The organism is Bartonella sp. bp_1, from assembly GCF_055808085.1.
This window is the reverse complement of the sequence record NZ_CM147851.1, coordinates 575,910-594,072: the sequence shown is the minus strand read 5'-3', so window position 1 is coordinate 594,072 and position 18,163 is coordinate 575,910. Positions and strand designations below refer to the sequence as shown.

Below are 18,163 nucleotides of genomic sequence, written 5' to 3'. Positions count from 1 at the left end.
CCGTTAGATGGACATGAAAACACCCGAAAACAATACGCTGTGGCATATTATAGAAACAGATGAGCAAACATACTTTTTCACTTCCCAATATATTGACCTATGCCCGCATTGTTGCAGTGCCGATGGTTGTCTTATGCTTTTTCATGGAAGGGCGGTTACATTCCAGCGATGCAGCTCGCTGGAGCGCCGTTGCCATTTTCATTATCGCCTCAATCACTGACTTTTTTGATGGCTATCTTGCCCGTATCTGGAAGCAGACATCCAATATCGGACGGATGCTTGATCCAATTGCAGACAAGCTGCTGGTCTCTGCCTGCCTTCTTCTGCTAGCTGCCGATTCCGAACATACCATTGCAGGCTGGAGCCTTTGGGCCGCTATTATTATTCTATGCCGCGAAATTCTGGTTTCGGGGCTGCGTGAATATCTTGCCGAATTGAAAGTCTCCGTTCCGGTTTCACGATTAGCCAAGTGGAAAACAGCGGTACAAATGTTGGCTCTGGTATTTCTACTAGCCGGTCCGGCAGCTGATAAAATATTTCCCTATACAACCAAATCCGGCATCGCCCTCTTGTGGATTGCTGCCATTTTGACCTTGGTCACAGGCTGGGACTATTTCCGCCATGGATTAAAACATGTGATCGATGAAAGGACATAAATGAAGCTTCTCTATTTTGCCTGGATCCGTGAAAAAATCGGAAAGGCAGAAGAAAAAATAGATATTCCCGCCCATATTGTTACAGTCAGCGATCTGCTCGCCTTTCTGAAAGAAAGAGGAGACAACTATCAACAGGCGCTGGCTGAAAAAGAATTGATACAGGTGGCTATCAATTATCAACATGTCTCCCATGACAAGCGGATAGAAGGTGCCGATGAGATTGCATTGTTTCCGCCTATGACCGGCGGTTGAATATGAATCCTCCTTTATTAAATCTCCGTGTACAACGCGAAAATTTCAATCTGGAAACAGAAATGGCCTGTATTCAGGCAAAAAAGGGACACATCGGGGCTGTGGTCAATTTCATCGGCTATTGTCGTGATGAAGGCGGGACATTGGATGCGCTGGAAATTGAACATTATGCCCATATGGCAGAAATCTATATCCGTACCCTTGGCGAAAAAGCTGTATCACGCTTCAAACTGGATGCATTGACCATCGTCCACCGTTATGGTCTGATTGCAGTGGGTGAAGAGATTGTGCTTGTTATTTCAGCCGCGGCGCATCGCAGCGACGCCTTTGACGCGGCAAGCTTTGTTATGGACCACCTTAAAACCGAAGCACCTTTTTGGAAAAAGCCCCATCGCAAGGACGGACAAAAAGCCGAATGGGTACAATCCTGCACGCATGATGAACATAAGCGCCAAAGGTGGTAAATTATTGATAAGATCATTAACACCGCCAACTCTGCCTTAATTTAATCGTAAATAAAGACCATGGATTATAATCGAGTGCAGCAGTTAAAGCTGCTATATCAAAAATCATTGTTTATCGGAATCTATTATATGAAAAGAAAAGCCCTTGCGGCCCTGTCTATTGGACTTGCGTGTCTCGCCAGTATCGTAGCTATCGGTCTTCCAGCTTTCGTTTTCAATACATCTATACCCACACCGGGTATTGCCGAAACATTGCGTATCCACGGCAGTGTGACATACCATCAACGCATCACATTACCCAATCACGCCATGCTGACCGTCCAGCTGATAGAAATCAATAGTCCAAAAGCACCTGAAAAAACGATTGCACAAACGACAGTGCAGCCAGACGGAGAAGTTCCAATTGCGTTTACCCTGCCTATTGATTCAAAATCCCTAGACCCGGACCATTCATATCGCATTGCAGCGCGTATTACCGTTGGTGATACATTATGGTTTGTCAGTGCGCGTGATGAAGGTTTCAAAGCAACAGAAGCACTCAATGCACATGATCTCGTATTGACTATGGTTTACCAGAATACGGCAGATAACAATGTCCCCAATGATGTATTGAATGGTCAGAAATGGATTGTCGAAGATATTTTCAACGACGGCATTATCGATTCTTCCCATCTTACGATCAATATCGAAGCCGAAGCCAATGGCCTACCCGAAGAAGACGGCCTGCGCTACCGTATCAATGGCACAGGCGGATGCAATCATTACACAAGCTCGATTATCTTAAATGAAAGCAAAAAGACCGTGCGCTTCAATCCTCCTGGCATGACTTTTATGGCTTGCGCAGAAGCCATTTCAGCTCAGGAAAATCGTTTCATCGATATGCTTTCCAAAACACGCAGCTATGAATTCGATGATTTAGGACGTCTGTTCTTGAAAGATAGCAACGACCAGATTATCGGGCGCCTAGTACCTGACATCTGAAATAAAAAAGCCCGGTCAAAACCGGGCTTTTGATAAATTACATCAAGTAATCAACCGACAATTTCAGTCCCCGAGAACCAATAAGCGATTTCTTCACGTGCGGTTTCCGGTGCATCGGAGCCATGAACGGAATTTTCACCGATAGAAAGTGCATAGGTCTTACGGATTGTGCCTTCTGCAGCATCGGCAGGATTAGTTGCACCCATGATTTCACGATTTTTCAAAATGGCATTTTCACCTTCCAAAACCTGAACAATAGTTGGAGCCGATGACATGAATTCTGTAAGTTCTTTGAAGAAAGGACGGTCTTTATGCACAGCATAGAAACCTTCCGCTTCGCGTAGGCTCATCCATACGCGCTTGGAAGCAACAACACGAAGTCCTGCATCTTCAAGCATTTTTGTAATTGCACCGGTCAGATTACGACGTGTTGCATCGGGCTTGATCATTGAAAATGTACGCTCTACAGCCATATTTCACCTTTAGTATTTATCAAAATTGAAGTTGGTGCTGCTCTATACGCTGTACAAAGATGATTGCCAAGAGCGTGCCGCATTCTTTTTACTTGCGCTCACATGGTGCTCTATGCGAAAGCGTCCAATATTATGCTTATATTTGATGATATAACGGTACGTATGGCAGGGCGTGTATTGATTGATCACGCCAGCATTACCTTGCCTGAAGGTTCAAAGACCGGTTTTGTCGGCCATAACGGAACCGGCAAGTCAACTCTATTCAAAGTTATTACCAGCGAACTTGCCTCAGATACCGGTTCTGTCCGTATGCCCAAAGAAACACGAATCGGCCAGGTCGCACAAGAAGCTCCCGGTACAGAACAATCCTTGATCGAAATTGTCCTTGAGGCCGATAAGGAGCGTAGCCAACTGCTTGCCGAAGCAGAAAAAGCGACAGATCCGATGCGTATTGCCGAAATCCATACAAGGCTTAACGACATTGATGCCCATTCTGCCGAAGCCCGCGCCGGTGCCATTCTATCGGGCCTCGGCTTTGACAGCACGGCACAAATGCGCCCTGCATCATCCTTTTCCGGCGGTTGGCGTATGCGCGTGGCCTTGGCCGCCGTTCTTTTTGCCGAACCCGATCTCCTGCTACTAGATGAGCCAACCAACTATCTTGATCTTGAAGGTACGCTTTGGCTGATCGATTATGTTCGCAAATATCCAAAAACAGTTATCATCATCAGCCATGATCGTGACTTGCTAAACAGTGCAGCCACATCGATCATGCATCTGGAAAACAAAAAACTTACTTTCTGGCGCGGCAATTACGACCAGTTTGAACGCCAACGCGCAGAAACCATAGAACAGCAACAAAAGCAGGCGACAAAACAGGAAGCCCACCGCAAACATATGGAGGCATTTGTTGCCCGCTTCCGGGCCAAGGCCACCAAGGCGAGACAAGCTCAATCACGTATCAAGGCACTGGAAAAGCTTAAACCCATCGATATATGGCGCGATGAACATGTCCAGCCTTTCAAATTTGCACAGGCCGAAAAAAAAGTGGCCTCTCCCATCATTGCCATGTCTCAAGTCGATGTCGGCTATGAAGAAAACAAACCCGTCCTTCGAAATCTTGACCTTCGTATTGATGATGATGACCGCATTGCCTTGCTCGGTTCCAACGGCAACGGCAAATCAACACTGGCCAAGCTGATTGCCGGACGTCTGAAAGCACAAAAAGGCACCATAACATTGGCGCCCCAGCTCAAGATCGCTTTTTTTGCACAACACCAACTTGATGATCTACATCCGGAAGAAAACGCGATTGAGCATGTACGCCCGTTGATGACTGGCGCACCGGAAGCCAAAATTCGCGCCCGTGTTGCCCAAATGGGATTGACCACAGAAAAAATGATGACCAAAGCCAAAGAGCTGTCCGGTGGCGAAAAAGCCCGTCTGTTGATGGGCCTTGCTACCTTTGAAGGTCCACATCTGCTCATTCTTGATGAACCGACCAACCATTTGGATATCGACAGCCGCGAAGAGCTTGTCCATGCACTCAATGATTTTGAAGGTGCTGTTATCTTGATTGCCCATGACCGCCATTTGATTGAAGCCACCATGGATCGCCTATGGCTGGTTAAAGATGGAACCGTTAAAAACTATGACGGCGACATGGATGATTATCGCAGTGATGTTTTAGGGCTAAGTCGCCCCAAAGCCGCAGCTGAAGCTAAAACGACAAACAATCCGAAATCCAAAAACGAACAACGCAAGCTAAGCGCTGAAAAACGCAGCCAGCTTGCCCCTTTACGCAAACAGATCACAGATGCAGAAGCACTGATGGAGCGGCTACAAAAACTGATCGCTCGGCTGGATGAAGAACTGGGCAATGGCGAACTCTATACCAATACGCCCGATCTAGCGGCTGAAAAAGCAAAAGAACGTGCTGATGCGGCCAAACGGCTGGAAGATGCAGAAATGCGCTGGTTAATGCTCTCCGACAAATATGAAGAAGCTATTGCTTGAAATATCGTTCAATAGCGCAACGCTATAGGGCACTTCAAGAAAACAAGCTCCATAAGATAGTATCACATTTATTATTCAAGATGCTCGACATTATCAGGCTTTTTATTTAAGCAGTTGCATCGCTACTCATAATATTGCGTAAATTAGAGAGGAACTATAAGAAAATGTCGAGTATTGATGCATCGCAAACCGAAAAAAACTCTGTTGGGCATATTTTGCTGGCCAGTTTGATCGGAACAACAATTGAATTCTTTGACTTCTATGTGTTTGCGACGGCAGCCGCACTCTTATTTCCCACTCTATTTTTTCCTAAAGGCGATCCGACTGTCGCACTTTTGAGCTCTTTTGCCGTTTTTGCCGCAGCCTTTTTCGCCCGTCCTCTGGGTTCAGTTATCTTCGGGCACTTCGGTGACAAAATCGGCCGCAAAGCAACGCTGGTTGCCGCTTTACTCACGATGGGAATATCAACCGTTCTGATTGGTTTTCTGCCGACTTATGAAACAATCGGCTGGGTAGCACCGCTACTTTTAACAATTTGCCGTTTTGGTCAAGGATTAGGCCTTGGCGGTGAATGGGGAGGCGCTGTCTTGTTGGCAACAGAAAACGCACCACCGGAAAAACGCGGCTGGTATGCGATGTTTCCGCAATTAGGCGCGCCTATCGGCCTTTTACTATCCGCCATGACATTCTGGTCAATGTGGGTCTTTCTTGACGAAAGCCAACGCCACGACTGGGGCTGGCGCATTCCCTTTATCGCATCAATCATTCTGATTATTGTCGGATTATGGGTTCGTCTTTCAATCAGTGAAACACCTGAATTTAAAAAAGCAGTCGAGCGTGAAGAACGTGTCAAGGTGCCTATTGCCGATGTCTTTACCAAATACCCGCGTGCTTTGTGTCTCGGCACATTTGCCGGTATGACAACATTTGTTATCTTCTATATTTTCAGTGCCTATCTTTTATCCTATTCACGCAACCATATGAATCTTGCCTTTGACGAAGCGCTCGAAGTGCAGATGGTCGGCGCCATTTTCTTCGGGCTACTAATCCCTTGCGCCGGAAAGATTTCCGACATGATCGGTCGCCGCACCTTGATGATATGGGTTACAATATTTATCGGGCTTTTCTCTTTTGCTGTACCCTATTTGCTAGATTCCGGTCTTAGTGGCGTTTTCACTCTTTCTATGATTGGGCTCGGTTTAATGGGACTAAGCTATGGGCCGATCGGTGCAGCACTAGCGTCACCCTTCCCGACAGCAATCCGTTATAGCGGCGCTTCCATGACCTTTAATCTTGCCGGTATTGTTGGCGCATCCTTTGCACCCTATATCGCTGAAACGCTAGTCCAGAACTTCGGCACAGCCTATATCGGCTATTATCTATTACTGAGCGCCTTTATATCGCTGATATGCTTTATCATATTCACCGATGAGGAAATATCCGGCTAATTATGAAAGACAGTAAATAAAGAGACATAATGGCGGCAATAAAGCCGCCATTTTCATATAAAAAGACTGCGGCAAAGGAACAAAACGCCAAATCAGCCCCGCATATAGGGCTGTAAGAAAAATTAACAATATGTCGACCGAATATCCCAATATTGCATAGGGAACCATTGAAGACATAATATGGGTCGTACCGACAATAACCGTGCAAACAAACCCCATCGCTGATGCCCATAAAAGAATAATCAACCGATCCAGCATCAGCGGTCACGATCCTTCATACGTTTAATCGTCCGCCAGAGACTGAAAACGCCCAGCAGCAAAATAATGGCAAAAACCCAGCGACCATCCCCTTTATCTTCAGCAATAAAATAATGTGGGAATAAAAGACCGGCGACAGCGATACAGATCAGAATAAAGGGAGTAATCCGCATCAGTTCAAGCTTTCTTTTCCCAATGTTTATCCTCACTCTGCTGCCAGTAGGTCAGCTGATGGTCTGCTGTTTTTAAACTTTTCCAATAATCACGCGCTGCCTGAACCTGATCCTCGTCGTGTCCATCAAACATAATCACAACCCGCTTAAAGCTTTCAATGGTACGGCAATTTGTGCCTTCCAGACAAAAACAGACATCAGCAGCATTCCGATTATCCCCATCAAGTGTCAGCAAAACCGGCTGTTGCTCTGCATATTTATCCGCAGCTGTTCCATGGGCCACAAAGGAATCATTGGAAAATGTCCATAAATGGGCATCAAATGAATCATGCTTTTCCACCGTAGCAAAGTTAAGAAGAACACGCCACTGCCGCTCGAGTGAACGCTCGACAAGCCCTGGCAAGGCCTCCTCAAGTGGCGTTTGTGTCAGATGATAAAAAAGCACTTCAGCCACATCAGCCCTCGTAATAATCGGCAACCAATCGGTCAAGCAGGCGAACGCCGTAACCGGACCCCCATGACTGGTTATATTCATTTTTCAACGATGACATAGCCGTACCGGCGATATCAAGATGCGCCCATGCCACATCACCTACAAAACGTTTCAAAAATTGTGCGGCCGTAATAGAGCCTGCATAGCGGCCGCAACTATTGCGCATATCGGCAAAAGTCGAATCGACCATCTTGTCATATTCAGGCCCGAGCGGCATACGCCACAACTTTTCACCACTGTGCAAGCCTGCATCAAGTAAATGGCTGGCAAGCATATCGTCATTGGAAAACAATCCCGCATGATGCTGCCCCAGCGCAACCATAATAGCACCGGTCAAGGTTGCAAGATTGACCATAAATTTCGGCTTGAAACGCTCTTTGGCATACCAAAGCAAATCCGCAAGAACCAAACGGCCTTCAGCATCTGTATTGATCACCTCGATGGTCTGTCCCGACATTGATGTCACGATATCACCGGGTCTCTGCGCATCGCCATCGGGCATATTTTCCACCAGCCCGACAATACCGATTGCATCAACATTGGCCTTACGGGCGCTCAACACCTGAATCAAACCAGTTACGGCGGCCGCACCCGCCATATCGCCTTTCATATCTTCCATACCCGCACCGGGTTTCAGCGAAATTCCCCCTGTATCAAAAACAACGCCCTTACCAATAAAAACAAGCGGCCTGTCTTTCCCTTTAGTCCCTTTCTTTCCATTCCACCGCATCACGACAACACGGGGCGGACGCCGAGAACCTCGCGACACACCAAGAAGCGCCGCCATCCCGATTTTTTTCAACTCTTTTTCATCAAGAATTTCGATTTTTACCCCGTTCTTTTCAAGCTTTTCAATGCGCTTAGCAAATTCGAAAGGGCCTAGAACATTAGCCGGCTCATTAACAAGATCACGCGCGGTTATGACGCCCTGAGCCACCTCAAAACCTTTTTGAACCGCCTTTTTAACATCGACGGCATTAGATGCAACAAGCGTGATAGAAGTCGTTTTCTTACCTTCTTTCACTGTTGTCTTTGAGGTTTTATATTTCTTGAAGTCATAATGGCGCAGATGCAATCCCAATGCAAAATCAGCTATTTCCTTTTCCTGTAAGACGTAATCCTTCAACAAAAGCATAACAGAAGCCGTTGCGCCGCGCCCAATAAGCGAAAAAGCCGTACCACCAAGCTTGATCCAGTCATCTTGTCCATTTTTTTCCACTTCGCCGACTCCCAGCAAAATCAATCTGAAGAAACCAGCGCGTGTTTCAACCATCGTTTCAACCGTCTTACACTGCTCGCCCTTGAATTCATGAGCGTTCATCAATTGTGTCAAACTTTTTTTGCCAACCAGCTTCTCAATACGCCCATCACAATCACCTTGTGAATTGACAAGCGCAACCACAACCGCATCTGGAGCCTGAAAAGCCTGTTCTTTGAGGCCGACCACACTTAACTTCGACATATTCCCTCCAGAATCTTCTTTACATATCATGCCATTAGGCAAGCAATCCTATCTAAGTGTGATCTTTATAACACGTTTCAATATTCATATCGTCAACAGACTTGAATTAATCACAATAGATATGGCAAATAATGTAAGTTTTTAATATTTCGTTAATGTTTGAGCTTGCTTGTTTGCTCAAGCTTGTTAGAAACCGAAACAGAGAAATATTTTAAATATAAACTTTGGTATCTTAGCAGCACCGTAGTCGTGCGTCAGTTAATTGAAAAGGTGTATGCTCCCCGACATGCGTATTATTGAGTCATACATCCTTAGACGTATAACCGTACTATTTCTGGCTGTTTTGTTTGCTGCCATCGGCATCACATGGACAGTTCAGGTGTTGGCGCGAATCAACTTCCTGACAACGAGTGGACAGACATTTCTAACCGTTCTGAAATTCTCGTCGCTGTTTATCCCGTCCGCAATTCCGCTTGTCATGCCTTTTGCGTTGGTTATTGCCATTGCACAAACGCTTTCCACCATGAACCAGGATTCGGAATTGGTTGTTATTAATGCATCCGGCGCACCGAGCTCTTCAGTATGGCGGCCCGTTCTTTATCTGGCCGTTGTCATCTCGATTCTTTCCTTTGTCATTGCCAACTTTGTTGCTCCCCATGCCCGTATCAATATGAGAGATATGGTTGCCAATGCCCACTCAGACCTAATCAATGTCCTGATCAAAGAAGGTAATTTTCGCGAATTAAGCGATAATATCTATATGGAAATCGGTGAACGCCATGCCGATGGCTCCATCGGGCGGCTTTTTATTGCCGATCAGCGCAATCCCGATCTTGATCTTTATTATTATGCCGTGAATGGTGCCGTGCAAAGCAATAATCGTGGCAGCTTTCTGATTATGGAAAATGGCGAAGTCCAGCGCCATGATAACAAGAGCGGCGATGTTTCCATTATTAAATTCAATTCCTATACATTCGATCTGGGAGAATTTTCACCCGCCGGTGACAGTGTTCTGCTTTTTCCCAAAGATCAGTCCCTTTCGTTCCTACTCAACCCCGACCCCAATGATGCCAACTACCAACGCCGGCCCAACCAGTATACAGCCGAACTCCATCGTCGCTGTACCGAGTGGATCTATCCTTTCATCTTTGCATTGATTGCTCTGGCTGTTGCTGGCGATGCCCGCTCCCACCGCGAAGCGCGTATATCGGCATCCTTTTCCGCCATCAGCCTGTCACTCATTGCTTATTGGCTCGGTTATTTTTTTGGCGACCGTGCGGATAATGATCTTGCATTCATTCCCCTTCTCTACCTGTCGCCACTGGTTATCGGTACCATATCGGCTTTCTTGATCTTCACGCACCGGCGTTTGGGGCTTCCAGCCGGGATCAGTGACAGGATTGCCAATTTCGTCGACCTTGTCAAAAAACGCTTTGATCTTGGTGATCACCAAAATAGCGGAGGTACGACACAATGATCGGCTGGACGCTGGGACGCTATTTCTTCATGCGCTATGTCAAGATAACGGGCTGGTTCCTTCTTGGAATCTTCACCCTTGCCCTTTTAATGGACTTCACTGAAAATGCAGGGCGTATCTCCAACCTCCCCGGTTATACGGCTTCTCGTGCCTTGATCATGTCGGCACTGCGTATTCCCTTCATCATGCAACAGCTATTTCCTTTTATTGCATTATTCGGGGCAATGGCGACGCTCATTTCTCTTAATCGTAAATTCGAACTTGTTGTTGCACGTTCTATTGGTGTTTCAGCATGGCAATTCATCTTTCCAGCCTGCCTTGGCGCATTTCTTTTCGGGGTTTTAGCTGTCATCATTGTCAACCCATTGGCTGCATGGGGGACAACCCAGGCTGAAAATATGCTTTCCGACCTCAAAGGAACGCCAAAAACATCATCCACAGATATCGATCGTATACCATGGTTAACGCAAAAGACCGATGACGGGACTACAACCATAGGTGCTAAATCAGTTATCAACAGGGGACATACACTCATCGATGCACGCTTTGTCCAATTCAATCCGGACAATACAATTATGCATTGGCTGAATGCAGAACGCGCCGAGCTAAAAGACAATTATTGGCAGCTTATAAACGTCACCCAATACAAAGCCGGACAAGAACCACAACACTTTGATGTTATTGACATAAACACAAATTTGAGACCCGAATTTGTCGAAGAAAAGCTAGCTGATCCAGCCAGCATTCCATTCTATGAACTGCCCCATAAAATTTCGGTTGCCAGATCCTTTGGATATTCGGCTAATGAATTCAATATGCAGTTACAATCTCTGGTTGCAACTCCATTTTTAATGGTTGCCATGACATTGATTGCGGCTACCGTTTCGTTAAAATTTGTGCGATTTGGACAGTCAGGAGCGTTGATTCTGGGTGGAATCATTGCCGGGTTCGTGCTTTATGTAATTTCGGTTCTGGTTCAGGCCTTTGGTAATGCAGGATATGTTCCTGCTATTATTGCAGCGTGGGTGCCGGTTCTTATTGCGTTATTTTTTGGAATTTCCTTTTTGTTACACAAGGAAGATGGTTAGGTGAGTAGGGTGAGCTCGGTTAAAAAACTGGTTAAAAAACTCGAATTTCTCGCTTTTGGAACTCTTATGCTTGGCGCATTCGGGTCGCCTTTAGTTATGTCGTCGGCTATTGCCCAAAACCTGCAGCCTCTTTCTTCAGAAAAGACAACCAATCCTGAGGCTCGTATGCTTTTATCGGCAGATGAGCTTATCTATGACCGTGACGCCAAAACCGTTACGGCACAGGGCAATGTACAGATCGAATATGACGGTAACCATATCGTTGCCCGCAAGGTTGTCTACAACCAGCAGACAAAGCGTGTCATAGCCGAAGGCAGTGTCGAGATTGTCGAGCCGGATGGCAATAAGATCTATTCCGATAAAATTGATATGACAGACGATCTCGGCGATGGTTTTGTTAACGCATTGCGTGTTGAATCTGCAGACAACACCCGTTTTGCCGCTGAAAGCGCTGAACGCAGCAAGGGTGAAATGACTGTCTTCAACAATGGCGTCTACACAGCCTGCGAGCCCTGCTATTACAAACCTGACCGTGAAGTCAAATGGCAGCTGAAGGCCAAAAAAATCATCTGGAACACCGCAACCAAAACAATGCGTTTCGAAGATAGTCACTTTGAAGTCTTCGGCACACCAATAGCTTGGTTTCCTGTTTTTGAAATGCCAGATCCCACCGTCAAGCGAAAATCCGGTTTTCTCCAACCGGGCTTTTCACAAAAAAGCAATCTTGGATATGGCATCAAGAATTCTTATTTCTGGGCCTTGGCACCCAATTATGACCTGACACTATCGGCAACGGGCTATTCTAGTCAGGGGCTATTGCTGGATGGTGAATGGCGCCATCGTCTAGAGAACGGTTCTTATACTGTTCAATTTGCCGGTATTTATCAGGTTAATCCGGGTGAGTTTGATCGTGATGAAACCGACCGTTTTCATGAAAAACGCTTTATGCTAGGGACCAAAGGGGATTTCGAAATCAACCCGCGCTGGACATATGGCTGGGATATTCTGGCCCAAACAGACCGGGATTTCTCAAAAACATATAATATTACCAATTATAATCAGAGTGTCCATCGCTCACAGGTCTATCTGACTGGGCTTTCGGGTCGCAATTACTTCGATATGCGGTTCTATCATTTCGAAGTGCAGGATTCATTGTTAAAAAGCAGTCCGAGTGAGCGCAATTCGCGCCAGCCTTGGGTTTTGCCACGCATCGACTATACTTTCATCCCTGAAGAATCGATCTATGGCGGACAGCTGACCTTCAAAGCCAATCTACAAGCTATCTATCGTGATCGCGCAGATTATGCCTTTGCCGACTGGAGCGGCAATCCTCTTAATCGTGCACGATTGGCTGGTGTCGCCGGTACCAATGCCCGCCTAACCAATGAAGTGGAATGGAAACGTACCTTCATCACACAAGGTGGCTTGACATTAACACCATTGCTAGCCTTGCGTGGCGATGCCATGGGCACTGATGCCAACGGTTCTTATAATGCGATCAATATGCGTGATGACGCTTTCCGCGGTATGGCAACAGCCGGTTTTGAAATGCGCTATCCATTGCTTTTTACAGCTGGCAACACTACCCATATTCTTGAACCGATTGCACAGATCTTTGTTCGCAACAATGAATCTTATGCCGGCAAAATGTTCAATGAAGATGCGCAGAGCTTCGTTTTTGATGCCACGACTTTATTCCAACGCGATAAATTTTCCGGCTATGATCGCCTAGAAGGTGGCACACGTGCCAATCTGGGTTTACGCTATTCCGGCAATATCGGCAACAATTGGTCACTTTATGCCCTAGCTGGACAATCCTTCCAGTTGGCAGGCCGCAATTCCTTTGCAACAAAAGATATGGTTAGTGTCGGCTCTGAATCGGGACTTGAAACCGCTCGTTCCGACTATGTTGCTATGCTCGGTGCCAATAATGGTTCCGGATTCTCGGTTGCCACTCGCGGCCGCTTTGATGAAGAATCAGGCGCCATGCGGCGTGGTGAAATAGAAATCCAGCAAAACTGGGGACCTGTCTGGGCCTCCTCGCAATATGCTTATATCCAACGACAAGCCTATTACGGTTACGCTCAAGATCGTCAAGAAGTCTCTGTGCAAGGCGGCTTCAAGCTGACAGATACATGGACGCTCAGCGCCAACACAAGCTATGATCTGGTTTCAGATACGCTTGTTCGTGCCGGTGCCAATGTCCAATATCTTGATGATTGTGTAGGCCTTTTACTTGGCTATCAGCAGACCCGCAATCCATGGGATGACGATGCTAGCCATAAATGGGGATTCATGATTTCATTCCGTACTGTCGGAGATTTTGGTCAGGGAATATAGTTCACATCCGCAGTTTTATGATATTAGATATGGCGTTGTTTTTCCTCTATGAAATTCTTATAATAAACGCTTAATGAGTTCTATGCCCGAAATAAAGAAAGTTTGCACACCCATGAAAAATGTACGACGCGGTTGTATGGCCCTGCTATTGACAGCGGCATTGAGCGGGATAAGCCTGTCACAAGAAGGCTTGATGACACCAGCCTATGCAGCAACAGAAGTAGCCGTTATTGTCAATGGCAATGCTATTACCAATTATGATATCCAGCGTCGTGCTGCTTTCTTGCGATTACAACAGCGCAAAGGTAATCTCAACGCTTTGGCCAAAGATGAATTGACTGAAGAAATGCTCAAACGCATTGAAATGAAAACTCGCAACATCAATGTCAGCGATGCCGAAGTCAATCAGGCCTTTGCAGGCTTTGCCCAACGTAATAAAATGACCGTAGCGCAGCTATCTGCCATGCTCAATCAAGCCGGTGTTACACCTGAGCACTTTAAAACCTATATTCAGGTACAAATGGGGTGGGGGCGCCTGTTGCAAGCGCGCTATCATGCTGAGAACGGTGGCTCATCCGGTCTTATCCCGATTGAAAAGGCAGTCCAGCGTATGCTTAAAAATGGCGGCGTCAAGCCAAGCGCCAATGAGTATACAATGCAACAAGTTATTTTTGTTATTCCAGCCAATAAACGCGGTGTCTTAATGGGCAGCCGCAAGCAGGCAGCCAATTTTCTACGTACCAATTTTACCGGCTGCCAGAATTTAAAATCTCTGGTTAATGAAACTCGCAGCAAATTCAAGGTCGATGTGGCGCCGCCCAAGCCGCTTAATCGTATTATCGAACAGCAATTGCCACCAGAATGGGAAAAAGCCGTCAAAGCAACTCCTGCTGGCAAAATGACTGCACCGCAAGAAACTGAACGCGGTGTCGAAGTTCTAGCTGTTTGTGAAATTCGCAAAGTCTCAGACGACAAAGTCGCCCAGCTTGTTTTTTCGATCGAAGATTCACAAGGCAACGGCGGCGATAAAAAGATCGAAGATCTGAACACAAAATATCTTGGCGAATTACGGGCTAAAGCACGGATTGAAACACCTTGAAATCTGTGCTTGCGGTCAGTGCTGGTGATGCATCCGGTATAGGCCCGGAAATTATTCTCAAAGCATGGGCCAAACGTCATGAATATGGCCTGCCACCTTTTATGGTTCTAGCTGATCCTGACCTTTTAAAAGCGCGCGCTGCGCGCTTTTCTATTCCACTCGACATTAAGATTATTGAAAAAAGTCAGGCATACATAACAAATAATAGTGCCTTATCAGTATATGCTTTAAAAAACAGACAAAAGGATGCACCCGGCATACCGCTAGTTGAAAATGCGGCCGCCACAATTGAAGCGATTGAACGCAGCGTCCATTTGGTCCATCAAGGTGCAGCAAAAGCGCTTGTCACATGCCCAATCGCCAAAAAGCCGCTCTATGATGCAGGTTTTCCTTTTCCTGGCCACACGGAATTTCTCGGGTCATTGGCTGACACACTCTATCAGGGTGCTTTCAAACCTGTCATGATGCTAGCCGGACCGCAGTTAAAAACAGTGCCAATTACCGTCCATATCGCATTACATAATGTGATGGACACACTGACCAGCGATCTTATCTGCGAAACAGCTCGAATTGTTTATAAAGACCTTCAAAACCGCTTTCAAATCAATCATCCACGTCTTGCTATGGCAGGCCTTAACCCCCATGCCGGTGAAGATGGTACGATGGGGCATGAAGAAATTGATGTCATACAACCCGCTATAAAGACATTGCGCAGCGAAGGCATCCATATTAACGGCCCCCTACCCGCTGATACCATGTTTCATGACCATGCGCGCCGTCAATATGATGCGGCTTTGTGCATGTACCATGATCAGGCACTCATTCCTGTCAAAACTATCGGCTTTGATGATACGGTTAATGTTACACTCGGCCTCCCCTTTATCCGGACATCACCCGACCATGGTACAGCCTTTGATATCGCCGAGAAAGGTATTGCCAATCCTGCAAGCTTTATCGCTGCTTTAAAAATGGCTTGGAAAATGGGGGACGGCAAGAATGGCCATTGATACGCTCCCCCCCTTGCGCGAAGTCATTGAAACCTATGGGCTAGCAGCTAAAAAGTCCTTAGGACAAAATTTCCTATTCGACCTTAACCTAACATCAAAAATTGCCCGTACAGCCGGTGATCTGCAAGACTATCCCATTCTTGAAATCGGCCCCGGCCCGGGTGGACTGACACGCGCCCTGCTGGCACAAGGGGCATATGTAACAGCTATTGAACGGGATGAGCGTTGTCTTTCAGCTCTTGATGAAATAGCCAAACACTATCCCGACCGTTTACGCATCATTTCAGGTGACGCCCTGCAACAGGATTTTGCGACATTATGGGCAAATCTTGATCAAAAACCGAAAATTGTTGCCAATCTTCCCTATAATATCGGCACTCAATTGCTGCTTAACTGGCTATTGTGTGAGCCATGGCCACCTTTTTATGCATCGATGACCTTGATGTTCCAGCGCGAGGTTGCCGAACGTATTGTCGCCCACCCCGGTTCTAATCATTATGGTCGGCTGGGTGTATTGGCAGGATGGCGGACAGAAGCAAAAATCGCTTTTGACGTACCACCCCAAGCCTTCAATCCACCACCCAAGGTGACATCCTCGGTTGTTCACCTTGTCCCGCGGGAAGCTCCTTTACCATGCCAGGCAGATACGTTGGGCCGTGTTACACAGGCAGCTTTTGGCCAAAGGCGCAAAATGCTACGCCAGAGCCTAAAAGCCATTGGCGGTGAAACACTTCTTGCCAGAGCTGGAATTGATCCGACTCGACGTGCCGAGACATTGGAAATCGAAGAGTTCGTTACACTTGCCAATCAATTATAGATAAAGCTCCGTAACTCCTCCCTAAAAAATATTAACTGGTTTTTTCTTCCAGAAGACTATGAACAAAGCTTTCAAGATATAGCAAACGCTCACGTTTTACCGCTTCGGCAAGATAAATAGATTTTACCAATGCAAAACACTGGGCTAAATCTTCATTGATCAGAACATAATCATAATTACACCATTGCTCGATCTCGACACGGGCATTGTTAAGACGGATATCAATCACCTCTGCGCTATCTTCAGCGCGACGATGCAGACGGGATTTCAATTCACGCATGGAGGGCGGCAGAATGAAAATAGAAACAACATCCTGAGGCATCTGCGCCTGTAACTGCTCCGTCCCCTGATAATCGATATCAAACAGCATATCCCTACCCTGACCCAGCGCATCTTCAACACTTTCTCGTAGGGTGCCGTAATAATTACCGTGAACCTTGGCCCACTCAATCAATTCGCCATTATCACGCCGACGCTCGAATTCTTTAACGGAAATAAAGTGATAATGCACACCATCAACTTCATCGCCACGGCGCGGACGGGTTGTCACACTGATAGATAAACCAAGATTTGCCTCTTTCAAAAGTAATCGCGATATGGTCGACTTACCCGCACCCGAAGGCGAAGACAGCACCAATAAAAGTCCACGTCTCTTACCCGCATTCAAATAGGGACTACCGGAAAGAATTTTGTTTGCGCTCATAATGGTTATTTTCTCTATTCCAAATTCTGTATCTGTTCACGATATTGATCAATGACCGCCTTTAACGCAAGCCCTGTTGCCGACAGACTGGGAACATTGGCCTTTGCACATAGCGTATTGGCTTCGCGATTAAATTCCTGTGCCAAAAAATCCAACTTGCGTCCTATGGCACCGCCCTCATCCAAAAGAGCGCGTGTAGCGGCAATATGGGCATCCAGACGATCCAACTCTTCTTGTATATCGGCACGCGTTGCCAATAGCGCCGCCTCAATATAAAGCCGCTCGGGTTCAAGCTCGGCAATTTCTGTCACAAGTGGCGCAATCTGCTGTTTCAGACGGTCACGGATAGCATCCGTTTGGCGCGCCGGGTCAGATCGCGCCTGATCCGTTAGTTGAGCCATCGTTTCAACATGCGCCACAATCAGCGCTTTGAGCTTTTTTCCTTCCCCATTGCGCATAGCCACCAAGGCATCAAGAGCCTCAATAAATGTAGAGAGAACCCGTTCATTGATAATCTTTTTCTGCTCATCTGAAAGCTCGGCAACATTATTATCAATAACACCGCGCAACCCCAACAATCCCTCTATATGAACCGGCGGCATAGAAAAACGGCTTTCCAGAGTTTTCATTTCATGAATCAGGGATTCAAGATAAGCTATATTGATCTTGGGCACAGACTGCTCGTGAGGGGAATCAATACTAAGCGACAGCTGGACATTGCCACGACTAAGCTTTTGAGCGGCCAACCGGCGCAATTCAATTTCCAGCACTTCATAACCGGCAGGAAGCCGAAACCGCAAATCAAGCCCTTTGCCATTGACAGACCGCATCTCCCAGCTGATTTCAAAACCGTCATAAAGCGATGTCGCACGGGCAAATCCGGTCATACTTTGAAGTGCCATCTCTTTGTCCTTTATCAATACAAATCCCATCCAGAGCATCAATAGACAGATAAT

19 protein-coding genes are annotated in these 18,163 nt (G+C 46.5%); 12 read left to right on the top strand and 7 right to left on the bottom strand.

What is annotated here, in order from left to right; genetic code table 11:
- Window positions 1-59: 59 nt before the first annotated feature.
- The 4 genes from pgsA (at window position 60) to ACYZ97_RS02975 (ending at window position 2,353) form a co-directional block, all read left to right on the top strand.
- A complete protein-coding gene (gene pgsA, locus ACYZ97_RS02990; RefSeq protein ID WP_473300019.1) occupies window positions 60-656 on the top strand; it encodes a CDP-diacylglycerol--glycerol-3-phosphate 3-phosphatidyltransferase in 597 nt (198 codons plus the stop codon).
- The gene (gene moaD, locus ACYZ97_RS02985) at window positions 657-908 is read left to right on the top strand and encodes a molybdopterin converting factor subunit 1 (protein WP_473300018.1); all 252 of its coding nucleotides are present in this window, start codon (window positions 657-659) and stop codon (window positions 906-908) included. It begins immediately after the preceding gene.
- A 2-nt stretch (window positions 909-910) separates the two neighbouring features.
- Window positions 911-1,372: a molybdenum cofactor biosynthesis protein MoaE gene (locus ACYZ97_RS02980; RefSeq protein ID WP_473300017.1), complete on the top strand. Its 462-nt coding sequence runs from the start codon at window positions 911-913 to the stop codon at window positions 1,370-1,372.
- 129 nt (window positions 1,373-1,501) lie between these two features.
- Entirely contained in the window at window positions 1,502-2,353 is an 852-nt protein-coding gene (locus ACYZ97_RS02975; RefSeq protein WP_473300016.1) for a YbaY family lipoprotein, read from the top strand.
- Window positions 2,354-2,403: 50 nt separating this feature from the next.
- On the opposite strand, the gene ndk is transcribed toward ACYZ97_RS02975, so the two are convergent.
- Complete coding sequence (ndk, locus tag ACYZ97_RS02970; protein ID WP_473300015.1) at window positions 2,404-2,826, bottom strand: nucleoside-diphosphate kinase; 423 nt, start codon at window positions 2,824-2,826, stop codon at window positions 2,404-2,406.
- 132 nt (window positions 2,827-2,958) lie between these two features.
- Here ndk and ACYZ97_RS02965 point away from each other — a divergent pair, with 132 nt between their 5' ends.
- The gene (locus tag ACYZ97_RS02965) at window positions 2,959-4,842 is read left to right on the top strand and encodes an ABC-F family ATP-binding cassette domain-containing protein (protein ID WP_473300014.1); all 1,884 of its coding nucleotides are present in this window, start codon (window positions 2,959-2,961) and stop codon (window positions 4,840-4,842) included.
- A 164-nt stretch (window positions 4,843-5,006) separates the two neighbouring features.
- Window positions 5,007-6,290, top strand: a complete 1,284-nt coding sequence (locus ACYZ97_RS02960) for an MFS transporter (RefSeq protein ID WP_473300013.1) — start codon at window positions 5,007-5,009, stop codon at window positions 6,288-6,290.
- Here the strand turns inward: ACYZ97_RS02960 and ACYZ97_RS02955 are convergent, their stop codons facing one another.
- The 4 genes from ACYZ97_RS02955 to ACYZ97_RS02940 are packed head-to-tail and all read right to left on the bottom strand — an operon-like array spanning window position 6,291 to window position 8,676.
- The gene (locus ACYZ97_RS02955) at window positions 6,291-6,548 is read right to left on the bottom strand and encodes a hypothetical protein (protein WP_473300012.1); all 258 of its coding nucleotides are present in this window, start codon (window positions 6,546-6,548) and stop codon (window positions 6,291-6,293) included. It lies immediately after the preceding gene.
- Window positions 6,548-6,721 carry a hypothetical protein gene (locus tag ACYZ97_RS02950; protein ID WP_473300011.1) on the bottom strand — a complete coding sequence of 58 codons (174 nt, stop codon included), beginning with the start codon at window positions 6,719-6,721 and terminating at the stop codon, window positions 6,548-6,550. Before ACYZ97_RS02950 ends, ACYZ97_RS02955 begins: the two co-directional genes overlap by 1 nt.
- Before the next feature lie 4 nt (window positions 6,722-6,725).
- Window positions 6,726-7,175: a DNA polymerase III subunit chi gene (locus ACYZ97_RS02945; RefSeq protein WP_473300614.1), complete on the bottom strand. Its 450-nt coding sequence runs from the start codon at window positions 7,173-7,175 to the stop codon at window positions 6,726-6,728.
- A gap of 1 nt (window position 7,176) precedes the next feature.
- Window positions 7,177-8,676, bottom strand: a complete 1,500-nt coding sequence (locus ACYZ97_RS02940; protein WP_473300010.1) for a leucyl aminopeptidase — start codon at window positions 8,674-8,676, stop codon at window positions 7,177-7,179.
- Window positions 8,677-8,962: 286 nt separating this feature from the next.
- Here ACYZ97_RS02940 and lptF point away from each other — a divergent pair, with 286 nt between their 5' ends.
- The 6 genes from lptF (at window position 8,963) to rsmA (ending at window position 16,504) form a co-directional block, all read left to right on the top strand.
- Window positions 8,963-10,153 (top strand): LPS export ABC transporter permease LptF, encoded by a 1,191-nt coding sequence (lptF, locus tag ACYZ97_RS02935; RefSeq protein ID WP_473300009.1) that lies wholly within the window; start codon window positions 8,963-8,965, stop codon window positions 10,151-10,153.
- On the top strand, window positions 10,150-11,241 hold the full coding sequence (gene lptG, locus ACYZ97_RS02930; protein WP_473300008.1) for an LPS export ABC transporter permease LptG: 1,092 nt from the start codon (window positions 10,150-10,152) through the stop codon (window positions 11,239-11,241). The genes lptF and lptG overlap by 4 nt, the downstream gene beginning before the upstream one ends.
- Window positions 11,242-13,581 (top strand): LPS-assembly protein LptD, encoded by a 2,340-nt coding sequence (locus tag ACYZ97_RS02925; protein WP_473300007.1) that lies wholly within the window; start codon window positions 11,242-11,244, stop codon window positions 13,579-13,581.
- 112 nt (window positions 13,582-13,693) lie between these two features.
- Window positions 13,694-14,680, top strand: a complete 987-nt coding sequence (locus tag ACYZ97_RS02920) for a peptidylprolyl isomerase (protein WP_473300006.1) — start codon at window positions 13,694-13,696, stop codon at window positions 14,678-14,680.
- Window positions 14,677-15,687 carry a 4-hydroxythreonine-4-phosphate dehydrogenase PdxA gene (pdxA, locus tag ACYZ97_RS02915; protein WP_473300005.1) on the top strand — a complete coding sequence of 337 codons (1,011 nt, stop codon included), beginning with the start codon at window positions 14,677-14,679 and terminating at the stop codon, window positions 15,685-15,687. Before ACYZ97_RS02920 ends, pdxA begins: the two co-directional genes overlap by 4 nt.
- Window positions 15,677-16,504, top strand: coding sequence for a 16S rRNA (adenine(1518)-N(6)/adenine(1519)-N(6))-dimethyltransferase RsmA (gene rsmA / locus ACYZ97_RS02910; protein ID WP_473300004.1), 828 nt, complete (start codon window positions 15,677-15,679; stop codon window positions 16,502-16,504). Before pdxA ends, rsmA begins: the two co-directional genes overlap by 11 nt.
- A 31-nt stretch (window positions 16,505-16,535) precedes the next feature.
- On the opposite strand, the gene gmk is transcribed toward rsmA, so the two are convergent.
- Together gmk and ACYZ97_RS02900 are read right to left on the bottom strand one after the other, a co-directional pair.
- The gene (gmk, locus tag ACYZ97_RS02905; protein WP_473300003.1) at window positions 16,536-17,207 is read right to left on the bottom strand and encodes a guanylate kinase; all 672 of its coding nucleotides are present in this window, start codon (window positions 17,205-17,207) and stop codon (window positions 16,536-16,538) included.
- Window positions 17,208-17,221: 14 nt separating this feature from the next.
- Window positions 17,222-18,109: a YicC/YloC family endoribonuclease gene (locus tag ACYZ97_RS02900; protein WP_473300002.1), complete on the bottom strand. Its 888-nt coding sequence runs from the start codon at window positions 18,107-18,109 to the stop codon at window positions 17,222-17,224.
- Window positions 18,110-18,163 lie beyond the last annotated feature (54 nt).